We start from the raw sequence: 19,986 nt of genomic DNA, 5'->3' as shown, positions 1-19,986 counted from the left end.
CAGGGGGCGTGCGGCACTTTCGAGTCAGGAGCCGGAATGGACCTGTACGAGCACCAGGCAAGGCAACTCTTCGCAGAACACGGCATCTTGGTGCCGCGGGCCGAGGTCACCGACGCGCCCGGGGAGGCCCGCGAGATCGCCCGTCGGCTCGGCGGCCGGGTCGTCGTGAAGGCCCAGGTGAAGACCGGCGGGCGCGGCAAGGCGGGCGGGGTCCGGTTCGCCGCCGACCCGGCCGCCGCCGAGCTGACCGCCCGCCAGATCCTCGGTATGGACATCAACGGCCACACGGCCGGCTCGGTGATGCTGGCCCAGCCCGTGGACGTCGAGGACGAGTTCTACGTCTCCTACGTACTGGACCGCGCTGCCGGCCGGTTCCTCGCGATCGCCTCCGCCGCGGGGGGAGTGGACATCGAGGAGGTCGCCGCCACCCGGCCCGGCGCCGTGGCCCGCGTGCTCGTCGATCCCGCCGACGGGGTCACCTCCGCCAAGGCGGGGGAGATCGCCGGGGCCGCCGGGCTGCCGCCGCAGACCGCCGACGTCCTCGTCCGCCTCTGGCAGGTCCTGGTCCGCGAGGACGCCCTCCTGGTCGAGGTGAACCCGCTCGTGCGCACCCGCCGGGGGCAGATCCTCGCCCTCGACGGCAAGGTGACCCTCGATGACAACGCCCGTTTCCGGCAAGCCCGGTGGGGCGCGGACGACGCCCGGCACGACGACGGACCGGAGGCCGCGGCCGCCGCCAAGGGCCTCCACTACGTCAAGCTCGACGGCGAGGTCGGCGTCATCGGCAACGGCGCCGGGCTCGTGATGTCGACCCTGGACGTGGTCGCGGGCTGCGGGGCGCGCCCGGCGAACTTCCTCGACATCGGCGGTGGAGCGAGCCCCCAGGTCATGGCGGACGGACTGTCGGTCGTCCTCTCCGACCCCGCCGTCACGTCCGTCCTCGTCAACGTCTTCGGTGGGATCACCGCCTGCGACGCGGTCGCCGACGGCATCGTGCGGGCGCTGGAGACCGTCCGGCTGACCAAACCGCTCGTCGTGCGGCTCGACGGCAACAACGCGGCGCTGGGTCGCGCCGTCCTCGAACGGCGCGCGCACCCGCTGGTCGAACAGGTCCCGACCATGGACGGTGCCGCCGCCCGTGCCGCCGAACTCGCCATCACGGCCTGAGAGGAGGGAACACCATGGCCATCTACCTGTCCAAGGAGAGCAAGGTCCTCGTCCAGGGCATGACCGGAGGCGAGGGCATGAAGCACACCCGGCGCATGCTCGCGGCCGGCACGAACGTCGTCGGCGGCGTCAACCCCCGCAAGGCCGGCCGCACCGTCGGCTTCGAAGTCCCCGAGGCCCCGGACGGGAGGGGAGCCGTCTCCGCCGCCGTGCCCGTCTTCGGGTCGGTCGCCGAGGGCATGCACGCGACCGGCGCCGACGTCACCGTCGTCTTCGTCCCGCCCGCCTTCGCCAAGGCGGCCGTCGTCGAGGCCGCCGACGCCGGTATCGGCCTCGCGGTCGTCATCACCGAGGGCATCCCCGTGCACGACGCGGTCGCCTTCACCGACCACGCCCGCCGGCGCGGCACGCGCGTCGTCGGCCCCAACTGCCCGGGCCTCATCACGCCCGGGCAGTCCAACGCCGGCATCATCCCGGCCGACATCACCAAGCCGGGCCGCATCGGGCTGGTCTCCAAGTCCGGCACCCTCACGTACCAGCTCATGTACGAGTTGCGGGACATCGGCTTCTCGACGTGCGTCGGCATCGGCGGCGACCCGGTGATCGGCACCACGCACATCGACTGCCTGGCCGCGTTCCAGGAGGACCCCGACACCGACCTGGTGGTCCTCATCGGGGAGATCGGCGGGGACGCCGAGGAACGGGCGGCGGCCTACGTCCGCGAACACGTCACCAAACCCGTCGTCGGCTACATCGCCGGGTTCACGGCGCCCGAGGGCAGGACCATGGGCCATGCCGGAGCCATCGTCTCCGGATCCTCCGGGACGGCGCAGGCGAAGAAGGAGGCCCTGGAGGCGGCCGGGGTGCGGGTGGGCAGCACCCCGACCGAGACCGCGAAGCTCGTACTGGCCCTGCTGGAGGACCGGCAACGGGCCGTTTGAGCCCGGACGCGCAGCGGGGCCGTCCGATCGAGCACGCAGCGGGCCGCGCGAGTGCAGGCCCGGGGCGGTCCGTCCAAGCCCGGACCCGTGGAACCGGACCGGGGGAACCGGACCCGCGGCGGTCCCCCGGGGCCCGGCCCGTAGCGGCCCTGGGTCTCGGTTCGCGGCGGTCCCCGTGGGTCCGGGCCCGCGGTGGCCCCACTGAGCCCCGGCCCGCAGCCGTCCCTGCGGGCCCGACGCGCGGTGGCCCTGGGTTTCGTCCGCGACGGTCCCCGTGACTCCCGGTTCGCAGCGGTCCCTTGGGGCCCCGGCCCGTAGCGGCCCTGGGTTTCGGCCGGAGGCGGTCCCCGTGGGTTCCGGTTCGCGGCGGTTCCACTGAGCCCCGGCCCGCAGCGGTCCCTCGGGCCCGGCCCGTAACGGCCTGGGCTGCGGCCCGTGACGGCTCCACTGAGCCCCGGCTCGCAGCGGCCCCTGCGGGCCCGGCGGGCGGTGGCCCTGGTTTCGCCCGCGGCGGTCCGGAGCTGCTGGTGCGCGCGGTGACGCGGGGCCCGGCGGGTGAGTGGCTGCCGGGCAACTGCCCGAAGTGCCCGGCTGCTGCCGTGACAGGCGGGCGCGTCCGGTGCCGGGGTCCGTGCGGTGCACTGCGGGTCCGTTCGGTGCCGGGGTCCGTGCGGTGCACTGCGGGTCTCGGCGCCGGGCGCCGGAGAAGGCGCGGTTCACCACACGCCCCGGACGGTGTCAGCCGATCCCCTGCCGGTCCGGTCGCAGTGCGAAGGCGCGGTCCGCCCGGGTGGGAGCGGCCAGGTCGACGGCCAGGCGGAGCAGTTCACGGTGGCGCAGCAGCGGCTCACGGCGCTCCGGTGGTGCGAGCAGGAGCAGGTCGTCCAGACCGGCCAGCAGCCGGCGGCACACCTGCGGGGTTCCCGCCGCGCAACCCCGCACCTCCGTGAACCCCAGGTCCACCAGCTCGGTCCACCCCGGCAGGGGCTGCACCAGCCGCACCGCGCCCCCGCGGTCCCGGTGCCGGGCGGCGTCCAGCGGCCGCCGGCTCAGGGCGGCCAGGAACTGCACGACCCGGTCCAGGGCTTGCACCGCCGTGGTCGGATCGTTGATCGCGGACGACAAGGCGCGCAGCGCGATGTCCACCAGTTGCCGCAGACCGAATCCGAGGTCCTGGTGATACGTCCGCTCCACCCCCACCGAGACCGCGCGGCGCAGCGCCCCGCGCGGTGGCGCCGGTCCTCCGTGCACCGCCAGGACGGGCATCCCGGGCACCAAGAAGTCCCCGATGCGGGGGATGAGCCGCAGCACCACCCCGTGTCTGCGCGCCACCCGCACCAGCCGCGCGATGTGCACGTCCCGCAGCACTCCGGCCCGGCCCTCGTGCGGCACCCACGCGGTCTCGGGACCTAGCCCGGCCGGATCGCCGTCGTCCACCGGCACCGGCATGGCAGCCACGACCCGGAAGGACTCCGTGGCGATCCGCGCGATCACATGGCTGATCCGCATCAGCCGGAGCGTGCTGTTCACGTACAGGACGAACAGGAGCAGGCTCAGCGCGACCATGCACAGCGTGAGCACCGACTGCAGCAGGGGCACCGACGTGACGGCACGCGGATCGTCGGCGCTGTCGAAGGAGGTCAGAACCAGCAGGGTCAGCACGAAGGTCGCCAGGAACACCGCGAAGGTCGCCTTGGTGATCCGGCTGCGGACGAAGAGCCGCACCACCCGCGGGGTGAACTGCCCGCTCGCCATCTGCACCGCCACCAGCGAGATGCTGAAGACCACGCCGATGAAGGTCATCATCGCGGAGCCGACCGCGTTCACCACGGCCTTCGCGTCGTCTGCGAACCGCAGCAGCTCGTCGAGGGTGCCGTAGTCGCGCTCCTCCTGCAGCGCCTCCACGAGGGCGGTGTCCAGCAGTTGCGCCCCGGCCCAGACGGCGAAGACGCACACCATGGCCGCGGTGGGGGCGAACCAGAACGTGTCCCGCAGATGCTCCCCGAGCGGTGACAGCGCTCGGGGGCGGCGCCCGCGCGAGGGACTCGGCGTCACCATCCAGTCACTCATGGTGCGACCCTAGAGGCATCCGGCGCCGAGGTCCCGGACCCCCGCCCGGCGGACGGAAACGCAGGTGAAGGGCACTCCGAAAGCTTGGTATTGTTGTGCCTGTCGCCGCGGGGAACACCCCTGGCAAGGCGACGGACACCTCGTCCGGGTGGCGGAATGGCAGACGCGCTAGCTTGAGGTGCTAGTGCCCTTTATCGGGCGTGGGGGTTCAAGTCCCCCCTCGGACACAAGACCAGCCCGGGCGGGCCGGGGATCATCCCGGCCCGCCCGGGCTGTCGTGCGTCGCGACGCGACGCGGTTGCAGCGGTCATGACCAGGGCCGACGATGGAATCAGGCCCCCGACGGTCCCCACCGTCCCCCACCGCCCCACGCGGGCCGCACTCCTGGCGCACCGGGAATCCGCATGGACCGAGCCGACCTCTCAACGGTGTTCTACGGGGAGGGTCCCGTACCCGTCCTGTGGGCCACCTACTGTCCGGTCCACTTCGACGTGTGGCTGGCGTTCTCCCAGCCGCAGGCCGTCCCGTCCGACGCCGGCCCCTCCGACGCCGTCCCGTCCGACGCCGTCCCGTCCGGCGCCGGCCCCTCCGGCGCCGATCCCGGGGCGGTGGAGGCCGCGCCCGGGGAGGAGTGGCCGCGGCACGACCTGATCCTCGCGATCCGCGAGGAGTTCGGCGTGGAGCAGGTGCTGGACCGGCTCCAGAGCCGTGCGCTGACCCGGACGTGCCGCCCCATCGCCGCCGGCAGCTTCGTCGCGGCGCAGCTCACCCTGAAGGAACTCGTCAGCGACGTGCTGCCCCTGACCAGCCTCGCCGGTGCCGTGCGCGTCGCCCGCGAACTCGCCCTGCACAGCGGCACCGAGGGCATCGAGTCGGCCCTCGCCGGGCACGTCAGGACCCCCGCCACCAGCGAGATCCACGACAGCATGGAGCGCCGGCAGGAACGCGGCCGGCACGTCACCTGGCTGCTGCGGCTGCTGCACCGCGTCGTCCAGGACGCCCGGCCGGACCTGGACCGGCACGAGGCCGTCACCGCCGTGCTCGCCGGCATGCTGGACGCCGCCGTCGTCGACGGCACCCCTGTGCGCAGGCCGCACACGCCAGGCGGCCGGGGCTCCGACCGCCGGCAGAAGTACCCGGTCGTCTCCGTGACGACGAACCGGCCGGCGACGGTCGCGGTCGTCCGGTCGCGCCGCACCATCAAGGCCGACGCGGCGGAGCAGGTCTTCTCCGTCGACACCGCCTCCATCGGCTGGGCGGTGGTCGACAGCGGCATCGACCCGCGCCACCCCGCCTTCCACGACTGGGACACCACCGGCCCGGTGCCCGAGCGGCTCGAGTCCCGCATCGCCCGCTCCTTCGACTTCACCGGCATACGGCGCAAACTCGGCGCCGACGTCCTGGTGGGCGGACTGGTCAACTGGGCGGCCGCGCTGCCGTCCCTCGACACCACCCCGTCCCCCGAGCAGCCGCCCCGGCCGCCGCCGGGTGACCAGCACGGCACCCACATCGCCGGAATCATCGGCGGCTGGTGGCCGGAGCTGGACTTCCGGGGCATCTGCCCGCGCATCCGCCTCTACGACTTCCGGGTCCTCGACGACCGGGGCGCAGGCGACGAGTTCTCCATCGTCACCGCGCTCCAGGCGATCCGGCACATCAACGAGCAGGCCGGGCGGTTCATCGTCGCCGGGGTCAACATCAGCCTGTCCGTCCCGCACGACGTCGCCGGCCACTCCACCGGGTGGACACCCGTGTGCGTCGAGTGCGACCGCCTGACGCGGTCGGGCGTCGTGGTCGTCACCGCCGCCGGCAACGCCGGCTTCGCCGGCACCGCGCGGACCCTCGGCGCCGACTACCGCAACATCTCCATCTCCGACCCGGGCAACGCGGAGTCCGTCATCACCGTCGGCTCCACCCACCGCAGCAATCCCCACCGCCACGGCGTCAGTTACTTCTCCAGCCGGGGCCCCACCGGTGACGGTCGGCCCAAACCCGACCTGGTCGCCCCCGGGGAGGACATCGACGGCCCCATACCCGGCGAGGGCATCGCCGCCATGCACGGCACCAGCCAGGCCGCGGCCCACGTCAGCGGCGCCGCGGCCATGCTGCTGGCCCGCCACCGGGAGCTGCTCGGCCGCCCCGAACGCGTCAAGGACATCCTGTGCGCCACGGCGACCGACCTCGCCCGTGAACGCCACTTCCAGGGCCACGGGCTGGTCGACGTGCTGCGCGCCATCCAGTCCGTGTGACGCACCGTTCCACCCGCCAGGAGCCGACATGCTCACCTTCGATTTCCTCGACGCCCGGCACGGCGACTGCTTCCTCGTCCACTGGGGCCCCTCCGGCGGACACGTCATGCTCGTCGACGGCGGCCCGGGCGGTGTCTACCGGGCCACCCTCCGCGGACGGCTGCGGCAGCTCGGCGACCCGCCGCACGTCGACGTCGTCTGCCTCTCCCACGTCGACGACGACCACGCCGGCGGGCTCGTACGGCTCTTCAAGGACATGCGGCAGGCCCAGCAGGACGGGGACGCCCTGCCGTACGAGGTGGACGCGCTGTGGTTCAACTCCGTGGAGGACCTCGTCGACCGGCGCGCCCCCGGACTGAGCGCCTCCGTACGGCCGTTGCTGGACCGCGCCGCCACCGACGCCGCCGTCGGGGCCGGTTACCGGCAGGGCCGGGACATCCGCGACGCGGCCGGCGCCCTGCGCCTGGAGGGCAACGCCCCCTTCGGCGGCCCGCTCACCGAGGGCGCCGAGGCCGAACTCGCCGGCCTGGACGTCACGGTCGTCGCCCCCGACGAGCAGGCGCTGCGGGAGCTGGAGGAGCGCTGGCGCGAGGCGGAGCAGCGCCAGGACCCCGGCGTCATCACGGCCGGGTACACCGACGGCTCGGTGCCCAACCTGTCCAGCATCGTCCTGCTGCTGCGCCACGAGGGCCGCACCGCCCTGCTCACCGGTGACGCCCGCGGCGACCGCGTCCTGGCCGGGCTGCGCGAACTGGGCCTGCTCGACGGCCCCGAGCCCTTCCACGTCGACCTGCTGAAGCTGCCGCACCACGGCAGCGGCCGCAACGTGGACACGGACTTCTTCGCACAGGTGCGGGCCGACCACTACGTGATCTCCGCCGACGGCGTCCGCCACCACCACCCCGACGAGGACGCCCTGCGCATGCTCGTCGGCTCCCGGGAACCGGACGAGGAGTACGTCGTCCACCTGACCAACCACATCCCCTTCGCCGAGGAGGAGCTGGCGCGGCTGGCCGACGGCCGGTCCTTCGGCGTCGACGTCCGGGACCCGGTGGAGCAGACCCTGCCCATCACGATCGGAGACCGGTCATGACGACCTCCCGGCACGCCCCGGTCGCGGACCCGGCCGACGCCCTGCCCACCGGTGATCCGCAGTGGACCGTGGACTCGCCCGCCGTCGGCACCGGCCTCACGGCGCGCCCCTGCGGCGACACCCTGCGCCCCGCCGAGCCGCCCGCCACGACGCGGCCGGTCGCACTCGCCCTGTCCGGCGGCGGGTTCCGCGCCACCCTCGCCGCACTGGGCTTCGTCCGGCTGCTGGCCGACACCGGGCTGCTGCCCCGGCTGCGGTACTCCTCGTCCGTGTCCGGCGGTTCGGTCGCCAACGGCTGCCTGGCCACCGCCTGGCCCGCCCTGCGCGAGGCCGGGTTCACCGCACGGGCCGTCGACGACCTCCTCGTCGCGCCGGTCGTGGACCGCGTCTCCGGCCACTCCCTCAAACACGCCCTCATCGGCGGCCTGTGGCGGACCCTCGGCCCCACCACCCGCACGGATCTGCTGGCCCGGCGCCTGGACGAGTGGTTCCCGGGCGGCACCGAACTGGAGAGCCTGGACGCGCAGGTGCGCTGGATCGTCAACGCCGCCAACCAGACCACCGGAGCCCGCTTCACCTTCGAACGCGACGTGTACGGCGACTACACCATCGGCCTGGCCCCCACCGCCGGCACCGGACTGCGGCTGAGCCGGGCCGTGTCGGCCTCCGCGGCCGTGCCCGGCGCCTTCCCGCCCGTCGTCCTCGACCACCGCCCCTTCCCGTGCGCCACCCACCCGCCCGCGCTGCTCGACGGCGGCACGTACGACAACACCGGCCTGGAAGCCGTCGACGGGGACCGCTACCGCCACACCTTCCTGTGCGTCCTCAACGCGGGCGGACTGCTGCGCCCCGGCGTCTACGGCCGCGTCCCCGTGGTCCGCGACCTGGCCCGCGCCAACTCGCTGCTGTACCGGCAGAGCACCACGCTGCGGACCAGGGCCGTCGTCGAACGCTTCGAGCGTGCCAGGGCCGTGGGCCCGGACGACGAGGTGCCGCACGGCGCCCGCCGGGGCGTCCTCGTCCAGCTCTCCACCCACTTCCCGGCGGACGGCTCCGGGGCCCTGCGCCGCTGGCGCGCGGCCTTCACCGAGCAACCCGCTTTCGACGGATGGCACCTCGCGCTCGTCCCCACCGTCTTCGACCGCCTCGACGCCGGTCTGTGCCGGGCCCTGGTCCACCGCGGCTGGTGGCTCGGCGGCGCAGCCCTGGCCGCCTTCCACCCGGAGCTGCTCCCCGACGACCTGACGGCCCTGCGCCCACCGCGTCGGTGAACCCCGCGGGCCGGGATAATCCCTCGCTCCCGGCCCGCGCCCCTCCTTACACTCACCCACGTAACCGCGCCGCCCACGACCCGGCCCGGTGCACCGACGCGACGAACGAAGGGAGACGGCCGTGCGTGACCACACCGCCGCCGCCTCCCTGCGGCGCCACGAGGTGATCCTGGTGTCCCGGCCGCCCCGGTGCCCGCTGCGCGGCGGCACCGGCTGACCGGGACGAACCCGCAAGTCGCATCACGTAGCTGACGTTCAGTCATCTCCGTGCCGGCCTGTGTACCCGGCGAATCGCGCTGTCCTCCTCCCGATTCGCACCGAAGGGCCTCCGGCCGTGCGCACCCACCGCAACCCGCTCGCCGCCGTCCGCAACCTCGGCATCCTCGCCCACGTCGACGCAGGCAAGACCACCGTCACCGAACGGATCCTGTTCGCCACCGGCACCACGCACAGGCGCGGCGAGGTCCACGACGGCACCACCGTCACCGACTTCGACCCGCAGGAGCGGGACCGGGGCATCACCATCTTCGCCGCCGCCGTCAGCTGCGTCTGGGACGGACACCGGGTCAACCTCATCGACACCCCCGGCCACGTCGACTTCGCCGACGAGGTGGAGCGTGCGCTGCGCGTGCTCGACGGCGCGGTGGCGGTGTTCGACGCGGTGGCCGGCGTGGAACCCCAGAGCGAGTCCGTGTGGCGGCAGGCGGACCGGCACGGCGTCCCGCGGATCGCGTTCGTGAACAAGATGGACCGCGCGGGCGCCGACCTCGATGCGGCCGTCGCGTCCGTCCGGGAGCGACTGCACCCCGCCCCGCTGGTCGTGCAGCTGCCCGTGGGCGTGCAGGAGGCCTTCACCGGCGTCGTCGACCTCGTCCGCATGCGCGCACTGCTGTGGGGCGACGGCGGCACCATGGAGGAGGTGCCCGTACCGGGCGGCGTGCGGCAGGAGGCCGCCGCACGCCGCAGGGCGCTGGAGGAGGCCGTGGCGGAGCTGCACCCGGGCGCCCTGGAGGAGTTCTGCGCGACGGGCGCGCTCACCGAGGGCACCCTGCGTCGCGCGTTGCGGGACCTGACCCGGGACGGCGACGGCGTGGTCGTGCTGTGCGGATCGGCTTACCGCAACCGCGGTGTCGAACCACTGCTCGACGCCGTCGTCGACTTCCTGCCGTCCCCGCTGGACGTGCCGCCCGTCACCGGCACGCACGCCGGTGAGCGGCGGCGACGGCCCGCCGACCCGGCGGCGCCCGTGGCCGCGCTCGCGTTCAAGGTGCACGCCACCCCGACGGGACGGCTGACCTACCTGCGTATCTACTCGGGAACCGTCGAGAAGGGAGACACCCTGTGGGACGCGACCGCGGGCCGCGCGGAGCGGATCGGCCGGATCCTGCGCGTCCGGGCCGACCGGCACGCACCCCTGGACCGCGCGGTCGCCGGTGACATCGTGGCCGTCGTCGGGCTGAAGTCGGCCCGCGCGGGCTCGACGCTGTGCGCGCCGGACGCCCCGCTCGTGCTGGAACCCCCCGGTGTACCCGAGCCGGTGGTCTCGGTCGCCGTCGAACCCCGCAGGGCGGGTGACACGGGCCGGCTGGCGGCGGGACTGGCACGGCTGACCGAGGAGGACCCCTCGCTGGCCGTGCGGACCGACCCGGAGACCGGGCAGACCGTGCTGTCCGGCATGGGGGAGCTGCACCTGGAGGTGGCGGTGGAGAAGCTGCGGCGCGAACTGGCGCTGGAGGTCAACGTCGGCCGCCCGCGGGTCAGCCACCGCGAGACCGTCGGCCGCGGCGTGTCCGGCCTGGTGTTCCGGCACGTCAAACAGGACGGCGGGGCGGGCCAGTTCGCCCACGTGGTCCTCGACGTGGAACCGTACGAGGGGCAGTTCGCGTTCCGCTCCACCGTGACCGGCGGGCGCGTGCCGCAGGAGTACGTCCGGGCGGTCGAGGCCGGCTGCCGCGACGCGCTCGCCGAAGGCCCGCTCGGCGGGCACCCGGTGACCGGGCTGCGCGTGACGCTGACCGACGGGGCGACCCATGTGAAGGACTCCTCGGACACGGCGTTCCGCACGGCCGGCCGGCTCGCACTGCGCGAGGCCCTGCGCGCCTGCGCGATGGTCCTGCTGGAGCCGGTCGTCGAGGTGACGGTCACCGTGCCCGGGGAAGCGGTCGGCGGGGTGCTGGGCGACCTCGCCGCCCGGCGGGGCCGGGTGACCGGTTCGGTCACCCGGGCGGGCGCGGCGGTCGTCACCGCCACCGTGCCGCTGGCCGAACTGTTCGGCTACGCGACCCGGTTGCGCAGCCGCACCCAGGGCCGCGGCACGTTCACCGCCCGGCCTACCGGCTACGCCCCGGCGACCGCCGCGACACCTGCGGGCTGACGCCACGGCCCCTCCCGCCCACCCGGTGGGAGGGAGGGGCCGCCGCCTCACGGGTAGGACACCACCGTCGACGGCACGGTGGACGTGCCCGACGTCGGCGCCCCCGTGTCGTTGATGACGCACTCGTACTGCCCGTTGCCGCCCAGGGACACCACCAGGAGGTCGTGGAAGCGCACCCCGGGCCGGTTCGGCGCCGCGAAGCCGTGGTGCTGGACGATCGTGGGGTCGACGTTGTAGTAGCAGTAGCTGCCCATGCCCCAGCCCTCGTGGCTGGTCACGCCGTCCCCGACCCGGTAGGCCGCGTACCCCTTCACGGAGCCGTTCTGGATCGCGGCCTGGTTCGGCGCGTCGTACGCCTTCTCGTTCTGGTAGAAGATCGTCCGGCCGCGCTCGCCGAACCACTGCACGTCGTACTTGTTGAAGTGCTCCACGAACAGGCCGGTCGCCAGCACGTCGTGGCCGTTGACGACCACGCCGTAGTCCGCCCGGTTGGTCTCCCAGCCGACGCCGTCGCCGTGGTCGGCGCGCCAGACCCAGGTGTGGTCGACGATGGTGTGGCGGCTGTTGACCACCATGCTGGTGGTGGCCTTGCCGGGGCCCGCGCCGCCGATGCGGATGAACACGTCCTGCACGGTGATGGGGTTGGCGGAGTGGTCCCGCGAGGCGCCGCGCGGCCCGATCTCCAGCAGCGTCGCGGAGTTGACCGGCCCGGCGTCGACGAGGAACCCGGCCAGCCGCACGCCGTCGACGTCGGCGACCCGCAGCGCGGTGACGCCGTTGTCGGGGATGAGCGTCGCGTACCCGAGGCCCAGCACCACGGTGCCGGCGCGATCCACCCGGACCGTCTCGTTCAGGTGGTAGATGCCGGGCGTCAGCAGCAGGTGGAGTCCCTGCGCCAAGGCCTGGTTGAGGGTCGCCGCGGTCACGCCCGGCTTGGCGACGTAGAACCGCGACAGGGGCAGCGAGGTCCCCCGCGGGGTGCCGTTGCCCCAGGTGACGCCGCGGGCGTTGGTCCGCTTCTCCGGCAGGAACACACGGTACTCGCTGCCGCTGAGGTAGAGGAACGGCTTCTCCCGGGACACCGGCGTCGTCGCCAGCGTGGTGTACGGCGGGTTGGGGAAGCCCTGCGCGGGAGCGCCCTCGACGCCGGAGAACACCATGTTCCACACACCGTTGAGCCAGCCGCCGACGACGCTGTCCCGGGTGTACCACTGCTGCTGCGAGTACGGCTGCACCTGGCCGTCGATCCGGCTGTCGGCGATGTAGCCGCCGCTGGACCAGCCGTAGCCGCTCGGGGCGAGGTTGAGGTTGCCGCGCACGTGCATCCGGCGGAACGGGGCCGCCTGGGAGACGGCCCAGCGGTTGGTGCCGTTGACCGGGACGACGGCCAGGTTCTCCGCCGAGCGCCAGAAGTTCTGCGTGGCGTTGCCGCCAAACCAGCCGGCGTCCACGGTGATGTCGCCGTTGATGGTGGTGTCGTCGGGGGAGAGGCCCAGGCCGGAGATCGACGTGTAGAAGCCGATCTGCGCGTTGAGGCCGTGGTAGGTGCCGGGCTTGAACAGCAACTGGTAGCGGCCGGTGCCGAACTGGGCCGACTCCTGCCGGCGGAAGACCTCGTCCAGCCTGCCCTGGATGTCCGGCGTGGACGGGTCGAAGACCAGCACGTTCGGGCCGAGGTCGCCGCCGCCGGGCAGGGCGCGCGGTTTCCCGAGGCCGGGACGCCGGCGGTCGGCCGGGGCGGCCGCCGCGGTGCCGGGCACGGCCGCGAGGGCGGACGCGGCCGCCGCGGCGCCGAGCACCGCGCGGCGGCCGGGCAGGGGCGGGCGGGAGGACGGGGAGTCTGCAGGCATGGGGCGGCTCTCCTGGTTCATGAAGTGAACGGAGTGGGGTGTGGGGAGCGCTCTCTCGCCGCTGAATGGTTCATCCCCGGAACAGATGCGTCAAGGGTTGCGACCGGAGTTCGAAGACTGTGCCCAAACCCTTGACGTGACCGGCTTCCGGGGATTAACTCACGTCCTAAATTAAGCCATGACGTCTCACCCGCGGGTCGGGGAGGCGGTCGGGGAGATGTACCCCCGTAAATTCCCGGAAGGGACACGAGCAGCCATGCGCAGCATCCGAGCCGCGGCGGCAGGCGCCGTCACCTTGTCACTCGCCCTCGCGGCCACGGCCTGCGGAGGCGGCTCCGCGACGGGCGGCGGATCGAACGACTCACCCAAGACGCTGACCTACTGGGCCTCCAACCAGGGCGCCAGCATCGAGATCGACAAGAAGGTCCTCCAGCCCGAGCTCGCGAAGTTCGAGAAGCAGACCGGGATCAAGGTGAAGCTGGAGGTCGTCCCCTGGTCCGACCTGCTCAACCGGATCCTCACCGCCACCACCTCCGGCCAGGGCCCGGACGTGCTGAACATCGGCAACACCTGGAGCGCCTCGCTCCAGGCCACCGGAGCCCTGCTGCCCTGGGACGACAAGAACTTCGACAAGATCGGCGGCCGGGACAGGTTCGTCGACTCGGCGCTCGGCTCCACCGGCGCCGAGGGCAAGGACCCGGCCGCGGTCCCGCTGTACTCGATGTCGTACGCGCTCTACTACAACAAGAAGATGTTCGCCGAGGCGGGCATCTCCGAGCCGCCGGCCACCTGGGACGAGCTCGTCGCCGACGGCAGGAAGCTCTCCAAGGGCGGCAAGTGGGGCCTCGGGGCGGAGGGTTCGAACCCCTCGGAGAACATCCACCACGCGTTCGTCTTCGCCAAGCAGCACGGCGCCGACTTCTTCACCCCCGAGGGCAAGGCCGACTTCACCGGCGACGGCGTGGTCACCGCCGTGAAGCAGTACGTCGACCTGATGGCCAAGGACAAGGTCATCGCGCCCGGCAACGCCGAGTACGCGCAGAACCAGTCGGTGAGCGACTTCGCCAAGGGCAAGACCGCGATGCTGCTGTGGCAGTCCGCCTCCGCCAACCTCAAGTCCCAGGGCATGAGCGAGGACGACTACGGCATCGCGCCCGTGCCCGTGCAGTCCGGCACCCCCGGTACCGGCAAGCAGGTCAACTCGATGGTCGCCGGCATCAACCTGGCCGTCTTCAAGAACACCGACAACCTCGACGGCGCCACCGAGTTCGTGAAGTTCATGACCAGCGACGACGAGCAGAGGATCCTCAACAAGGCCTACAGCTCCATACCGCCGGTGAAGTCCGCGCAGTCCGACAGCGCCTTCAGCACGCCCGCCAACGCCGTCCTCAAGGACACCCTCGCCAAGAGCGCGGTCGCACTGCCGCAGGTCGCCCACGAGTCGCAGTTCGAGACGGCCGTCGGCACCGCCATCAAGGACCTGTTCGCCGACGCGGCCGCCGGACGCGCGGTGACCCGGGCCTCGGTCAAGGCGGCCCTGGAGAAGGCCCAGCAGCAGATGCCGGCGGCCTGACGAAGATGACCACCACGGTTGAAGCCGGCGCCCCGCCGGTCCGCAAGAGCCCGTCCGGGGCGGCGGGCGGCCCCCGCCGCCGCCCCGGACGGATCCACCGCGCCGGGCTGCCCTACCTGCTGCTCCTGCCGGCACTGCTGCTCGAACTGCTCGTCCACCTGGTGCCGATGGTGATCGGCATCGTCATGAGCTTCAAGGAGCTCACCCAGTTCTACATCCGCGACTGGAGCGCGGCCCCCTGGTCGGCCCTCGACAACTACCGGGTGTCGGTGGACTTCGACGCCCCCGTCGGCGAGGCGCTGCTGCACTCCTTCCTCGTCACGGTCGCCTTCACCGTGCTGTCGGTGGGCCTGTGCTGGTTCATCGGCACCGCGGCGGCCATCTGCATGCAGGACACCTTCCGGGGCCGCGGCCTGCTCAGGGCCCTGTTCCTCATCCCGTACGCGCTGCCCGTCTACGCGGCCGTCATCACCTGGGTCTTCATGTTCCAGCACGACAACGGCCTGGTGAACCACGTCCTGCACGACCAGCTGGGCCTCACCGACAAGCCGTCGTTCTGGCTCATCGGCGACAACAGCTTCATCGCGCTGCTGGTGGTGTCGGTGTGGAAGGGCTGGCCGTTCGCCTTCCTCATCGTCATGGCCGGACTGCAGAACATCCCGCGCGAGCTGTACGAGGCGGCCGCCCTGGACGGCGCCGGCGTCTGGCAGCAGATCCGCCGCATCACCCTGCCGTCCCTGCGGCCCGTCAACCAGGTCCTGGTCCTGGTGCTGTTCCTGTGGACGTTCAACGACTTCAACACGCCGTACGTCCTGTTCGGCCGGACGGCGCCGGAGGCCGCCGACCTCATCTCGGTGCACATCTACCAGGCCTCGTTCGTCACCTGGAACTTCGGCACCGGTTCCGCGATGTCCGTCCTGCTGTTGCTGTTCCTGCTGGTGGTGACGGGCGTGTACCTGGCTCTGACCTCGCGCGGACGGAGGGCCGCCTCATGAGTTCCCCGCTGGCCCCGCCGCGGTCCTTCCAGTGGTCCCGGCGCATCTTCCTCACCCTGCTGACGGGCTTCGTGCTCGTGCCCGTCTACGTCATGGTCTCCAGCTCCCTCAAGCCCCTCGCCGACGTCACGGGCAAGTTCCGCTGGCTGCCCAGCGAGCTGACGATCCGCCCCTACATCGACATCTGGTCGACGGTCCCGCTCGCGCGCTACTTCGTCAACTCCCTGGTGGTGGCGGGCGCGGCGACGGTCTGCTCGGTGGTCATCGCGGTGTTCTCGGCGTACGCCGTCAGCCGCTACGACTTCCGCGGCAAGCGCGTCTTCACCGTCACCGTCCTGTCGACGCAGATGTTCCCGGGCATCCTCTTCCTGCTGCCCCTCTTCCTCATCTACGTCAACATCGGCAACGCCACCGGCATCGCCCTGTTCGGCTCCCGCGGCGGGCTCATCCTCACCTACCTGACCTTCTCGCTGCCGTTCTCGATCTGGATGCTGATCGGCTACTTCGACTCGGTGCCGCGGGACCTGGACGAGGCCGCCCTGGTCGACGGCTGCGGACCGCTCGGCGCCCTGTTCCGGGTGGTCGTCCCGGCCGCGGTGCCCGGCATCGTCGCCGTCGCCGTCTACGCCTTCATGACCGCCTGGGGCGAGGTCCTGTTCGCCTCGGTGATGACCAACGACACCACCCGCACCCTGGCGGTCGGCCTCCAGGGCTATTCCACCCTCAACGACGTGTACTGGAACCAGATCATGGCCGCCTCGCTGGTCGTCAGCGTGCCCGTGGTCGCGGGCTTCCTGCTCCTCCAGCGCTACCTCGTGGCCGGCCTGACGGCAGGAGCCGTCAAGTGACCGACTCGCCCGTTCTCGAAGGGACTTCCGTGACCATCGACCTCGCCGCACTCCCGCACGACTTCCTGTGGGGCACGGCCACCTCGGCGTACCAGATCGAGGGAGCCGTGGCGGAGGACGGCCGCTCGCCGTCGATCTGGGACACCTTCTCGCACACCCCCGGCAAGACCGCCGGGGGCGACCACGGCGACGTCGCCTGCGACCACTACCACCGCTGGCGCGAGGACATCGGCCTGATGCGCCGGCTCGGCGTGAACGCCTACCGCCTCTCGGTCGCCTGGCCGCGCGTCGTCCCGGGCGGCGACGGTCCCGTCAACGCCAAGGGCCTCGCCTTCTACGACGAGTTGATCGACGGGCTGCTGGAGGCCGGCATCACCCCGTCGGTGACCCTCTACCACTGGGACCTGCCGCAGGTGCTGCAGGACCGCGGCGGCTGGCCGGAGCGCGACACGGCCCACGCGTTCGCCGAGTACGCCTCCGTCGTCGCCGGGCGGCTCGGCGACCGCGTGACCCACTGGGCGACCCTCAACGAGCCGCTGTGCTCGGCCTGGATCGGCCACCTCGAGGGCACGATGGCCCCCGGCTGGACGGACCTGACCGCCGCCGTGCGCGCCTCCTACCACCTGCTGCTCGGCCACGGCCTGGCCTCCCGCGCCATCCGGGCGGCGGTTCCGGGCGCCCAGGTGGGCATCGTCAACAACCTCTCCACCATCCACGCGGCCTCCGACCGCCCCGAGGACCTCGCCGCCGCCCGCCGCATGGACGGCCACACCAACCGCTGGTGGCTCGACCCGGTCCACGGCCGCGGCTTCCCGGACGACATGCGCGAGGTCTACGGCGTCGAACTCCCCGAGCAGCCCGGCGACTCGGCGGCCATCGCGGCGCCGCTGGACTGGCTGGGCCTGAACTACTACTTCCCGCAGACGGTCGCCGACGACCCCGAGGGCCCGGCGCCGTACGCCCGCACCGTGCGCCGCGAGGGAGTCCCGCGCACCGGCATGGACTGGGAGATCGACGCGAGCGGCATCGAGACGCTGCTGCTGCGCCTCACCGAGGACTACGGGGCCCGCCGGCTCTACGTCACGGAGAACGGCTCGGCCTTCCCCGACGTCGTCCGCCCCGACGGCACCGTCGACGACCCCGAGCGTCAGGACTACCTGCTGGGCCACCTCGCCGCCTGCGCCTCCGCCGCCCGCAAGGGGGCCCCGCTGGCCGGCTACTTCGCATGGTCCCTGCTGGACAACTTCGAGTGGGCCTACGGCTACGAGAAGCGGTTCGGCCTGGTCCACGTCGACTACGCCACGCAGCGCCGCACGATCAAGGGCACGGGCCACCGGTACGCCGACGTGGTCCGGTCCCACCGGAATCAGGCGCGCAAGGCGGCCTGAACCCCGAACGCCGGGGTGGGCGCGGAACGCGGGAGTCCACGCCCACCCCGGCTTCACCTCCCGCGACTGTCAGGTACGCGTCAGAACGTCCTGTTGGTACGTCCCCCCACCGGAGGAGAGAGCCATGCCGTCCCGAACGCCCCGCACCCTCCTGACCGCCCTCGCCGCACTGGCCCTGCTGTCCGCGGGCCCGGCCTTCGCGGCACCCGCCCCGCCGGCACCCGCCGCGGCGGCCGCCTGGGACACGGACCGCGCGGCCGCCGCGTACGCCGTGAACCCGGCCGCCGTCACGGCCTCCGGCAGCGAGAACCCCGACACCGCCCCGGGCCGCGCCTTCGACGGCAACGGCTCCACCCGCTGGTCGAGCGACTTCGCGGACAACGCGTGGATCCGCGTCGACCTCGGCTCGACGATCCGCGTCGACCGGGTCGTCCTGGACTGGGAGGCGGCCTACGGCAAGCGGTACGTCCTGGAGTCCTCCCGCAACGGCACGGACTGGACGCCCTTCTTCACCGAGACGGCCGGCACCGGCGGTTCGGTCACCGCGCACACCCACCCCCAGGAGGTCACCGCCCGCTACGTCCGCCTCCGCGGCGTCGAACGGGCCACGCCCTACGGCTACTCGCTGTGGGCGATGAAGATCTACGGCGGCGAACCGGCCCCCGCCTCCACCACCCGCACCAACCTCGCCCTCCACCACCCGGCGTACGCCAACTACCACCAGCACGCCGGCAACTCCCCGGCGTACGTCACGGACGGCGGCCGGCCCGCCGACCTGAAGGCCGACATCAGCCGCTGGTCGAGCGACTGGAACGCCGACCGCTGGGTCTCCGTCGACCTGGGCGCCACCTCCACGATCGACACGGTCGACCTCTACTGGGAGGCGGCCTACGCCGTCGACTACGAACTGCAGGTGTCCGACGACAACCGCACCTGGCGCACCGTGTACCGCCCTTCGTCCGCCGAGGTCGCCACGCGCCGCGCGAACGTGAAGTCACCGGCGGAGGCGGTCGGCCTGCACGACTCGATCCGCCTGCCGCAGCCGGTCACGGGCCGCTACGTCCGCATGCTCGGCAAGGAACGCCGCTCCTTCCACAACCCCGCCCCGTCCACAGCCCAGTTCGGCTACTCGCTCTACGAGTTCGAGGTCTGGGGCACCGGCGGCAGCGCGACGGCCGCGTACCCGCCGCTCCCCGCCGAGCGCCCGGGCACCTACCGCACGACGTTCTTCGACGACTTCACCACCTCCGGGCTCGACCGCTCCAAGTGGCGGGTGGTGCGCACCGGCACGGAGATGGGCTCGGTCAACGGGGAGGCGCAGGCGTACGTCGACTCGCCGGACACCGTCCGCACCGAGAACGGCGCGCTGGTGCTGTCGGCGAAGTACTGCAAGGGCTGCACCCGGGCGGGCGGCGCCACCTACGACTTCACCTCCGGCCGCATCGACACCCACACCCGCTTCGACTTCACCTACGGCAAGGTCAGCGCCCGCATGAAGCTCCCGGTCGGCGACGGCTTCTGGCCGGCGTTCTGGCTGCTGGGCAGCGACGTCGACGACCCCTCGGTCGGCTGGCCGTCCTCCGGCGAGACCGACATCATGGAGAACATCGGCTACGCGGACTGGACCAGCACCGCCCTGCACGGCCCCGGCTACTCGGCCGACGGCAACATCGGCGCCCGCCAGACGTATCCCGGGGGCGGCCGGGCGGACCAGTGGCACACGTACGCGGTCGAGTGGACCCCGACGACCATGCGCTTCTACGTCGACGACCGCCTGGTCCAGGAGACGACCCGCAACAAGCTGGAGTCCACCCGCGGCCAGTGGGTCTTCGACCACGACCAGTACGTCATCCTCAACCTGGCCCTGGGCGGCGCCTACCCGGCCGGCTGGAACAAGGTGACGACCCCGTACTGGGGCCTGCCCCAGTCGAGCGTGGACCGGATCGCAGGTGGGGGAGTACGGGCGGAGGTGGACTGGGTCCGGGTGGAACAGAAGGGGTGAGCGTCGGGTATGGCGGTGGGCCGCTGGGAGCCAAGGGCTTCCGGCGGCTCCGTCGCGTGCGGGTGCGCGTGCTTCGGTTGCCCACGGCCTGGTTGTACGTAGTGACCCGCCGATCACAAACGGTGGCTATGGTTTGTGCTGTAGATCACTGGCGCGTTGGGGGCG

The 19,986-nt window shown here is 72.6% G+C and carries 13 protein-coding genes and 1 tRNA gene; 12 read left to right on the top strand and 2 right to left on the bottom strand.

The annotated features are described in order from the left end of the window. Window positions 1-36 precede the first annotated feature (36 nt). Window positions 37-1,167, top strand: a complete 1,131-nt coding sequence (gene sucC / locus Q5694_RS17965; RefSeq protein WP_333934124.1) for an ADP-forming succinate--CoA ligase subunit beta — start codon at window positions 37-39, stop codon at window positions 1,165-1,167. Between the two features lie 14 nt (window positions 1,168-1,181). After that, window positions 1,182-2,108, top strand: a complete 927-nt coding sequence (gene sucD, locus Q5694_RS17960; protein WP_333934123.1) for a succinate--CoA ligase subunit alpha — start codon at window positions 1,182-1,184, stop codon at window positions 2,106-2,108. Between the two features lie 738 nt (window positions 2,109-2,846). Here sucD and Q5694_RS17955 read toward each other — a convergent pair. After that, on the bottom strand, window positions 2,847-4,178 hold the full coding sequence (locus tag Q5694_RS17955) for a DUF2254 domain-containing protein (RefSeq protein WP_333934122.1): 1,332 nt from the start codon (window positions 4,176-4,178) through the stop codon (window positions 2,847-2,849). Window positions 4,179-4,320: 142 nt separating this feature from the next. Between Q5694_RS17955 and Q5694_RS17950 the strand changes: the two genes are divergently transcribed. The 5 genes from Q5694_RS17950 (at window position 4,321) to fusA (ending at window position 11,165) form a co-directional block, all read left to right on the top strand. Then, a tRNA-Leu gene (locus tag Q5694_RS17950) sits at window positions 4,321-4,405 on the top strand. 177 nt (window positions 4,406-4,582) lie between these two features. Continuing rightward, window positions 4,583-6,427 (top strand): S8 family serine peptidase, encoded by a 1,845-nt coding sequence (locus Q5694_RS17945; protein WP_333934121.1) that lies wholly within the window; start codon window positions 4,583-4,585, stop codon window positions 6,425-6,427. A gap of 28 nt (window positions 6,428-6,455) precedes the next feature. Then, the gene (locus Q5694_RS17940) at window positions 6,456-7,520 is read left to right on the top strand and encodes a ComEC/Rec2 family competence protein (protein ID WP_333934120.1); all 1,065 of its coding nucleotides are present in this window, start codon (window positions 6,456-6,458) and stop codon (window positions 7,518-7,520) included. Continuing rightward, window positions 7,517-8,791, top strand: coding sequence for a patatin-like phospholipase family protein (locus Q5694_RS17935; protein ID WP_333934119.1), 1,275 nt, complete (start codon window positions 7,517-7,519; stop codon window positions 8,789-8,791). The genes Q5694_RS17940 and Q5694_RS17935 overlap by 4 nt, the downstream gene beginning before the upstream one ends. Before the next feature lie 334 nt (window positions 8,792-9,125). Then, window positions 9,126-11,165: an elongation factor G gene (gene fusA, locus Q5694_RS17930; protein ID WP_333934118.1), complete on the top strand. Its 2,040-nt coding sequence runs from the start codon at window positions 9,126-9,128 to the stop codon at window positions 11,163-11,165. 47 nt (window positions 11,166-11,212) lie between these two features. On the opposite strand, the gene Q5694_RS17925 is transcribed toward fusA, so the two are convergent. Next, window positions 11,213-13,015 (bottom strand): coagulation factor 5/8 type domain-containing protein, encoded by a 1,803-nt coding sequence (locus Q5694_RS17925; protein ID WP_333934117.1) that lies wholly within the window; start codon window positions 13,013-13,015, stop codon window positions 11,213-11,215. A 256-nt stretch (window positions 13,016-13,271) separates the two neighbouring features. Here Q5694_RS17925 and Q5694_RS17920 point away from each other — a divergent pair, with 256 nt between their 5' ends. From Q5694_RS17920 to Q5694_RS17900, 5 genes are all read left to right on the top strand, one after another. Then, complete coding sequence (locus Q5694_RS17920; RefSeq protein ID WP_333934115.1) at window positions 13,272-14,588, top strand: ABC transporter substrate-binding protein; 1,317 nt, start codon at window positions 13,272-13,274, stop codon at window positions 14,586-14,588. 5 nt (window positions 14,589-14,593) lie between these two features. Further along, complete coding sequence (locus Q5694_RS17915) at window positions 14,594-15,583, top strand: carbohydrate ABC transporter permease (protein WP_333934114.1); 990 nt, start codon at window positions 14,594-14,596, stop codon at window positions 15,581-15,583. An 8-nt stretch (window positions 15,584-15,591) separates the two neighbouring features. After that, on the top strand, window positions 15,592-16,431 hold the full coding sequence (locus tag Q5694_RS17910; protein ID WP_333934407.1) for a carbohydrate ABC transporter permease: 840 nt from the start codon (window positions 15,592-15,594) through the stop codon (window positions 16,429-16,431). A gap of 29 nt (window positions 16,432-16,460) precedes the next feature. Then, window positions 16,461-17,819, top strand: a complete 1,359-nt coding sequence (locus tag Q5694_RS17905; RefSeq protein ID WP_333934113.1) for a GH1 family beta-glucosidase — start codon at window positions 16,461-16,463, stop codon at window positions 17,817-17,819. 124 nt (window positions 17,820-17,943) lie between these two features. Further along, window positions 17,944-19,821 (top strand): discoidin domain-containing protein, encoded by a 1,878-nt coding sequence (locus Q5694_RS17900; protein WP_333934112.1) that lies wholly within the window; start codon window positions 17,944-17,946, stop codon window positions 19,819-19,821. The last annotated feature ends 165 nt before the right edge of the window (window positions 19,822-19,986 follow it).

Source organism: Streptomyces sp. AHA2, assembly GCF_036857595.1.
Lineage (GTDB): Bacteria > Actinomycetota > Actinomycetes > Streptomycetales > Streptomycetaceae > Streptomyces.
The sequence above is the reverse complement of the archived record's forward strand: the minus strand, read 5'-3'. Positions and strand labels throughout refer to the sequence as shown.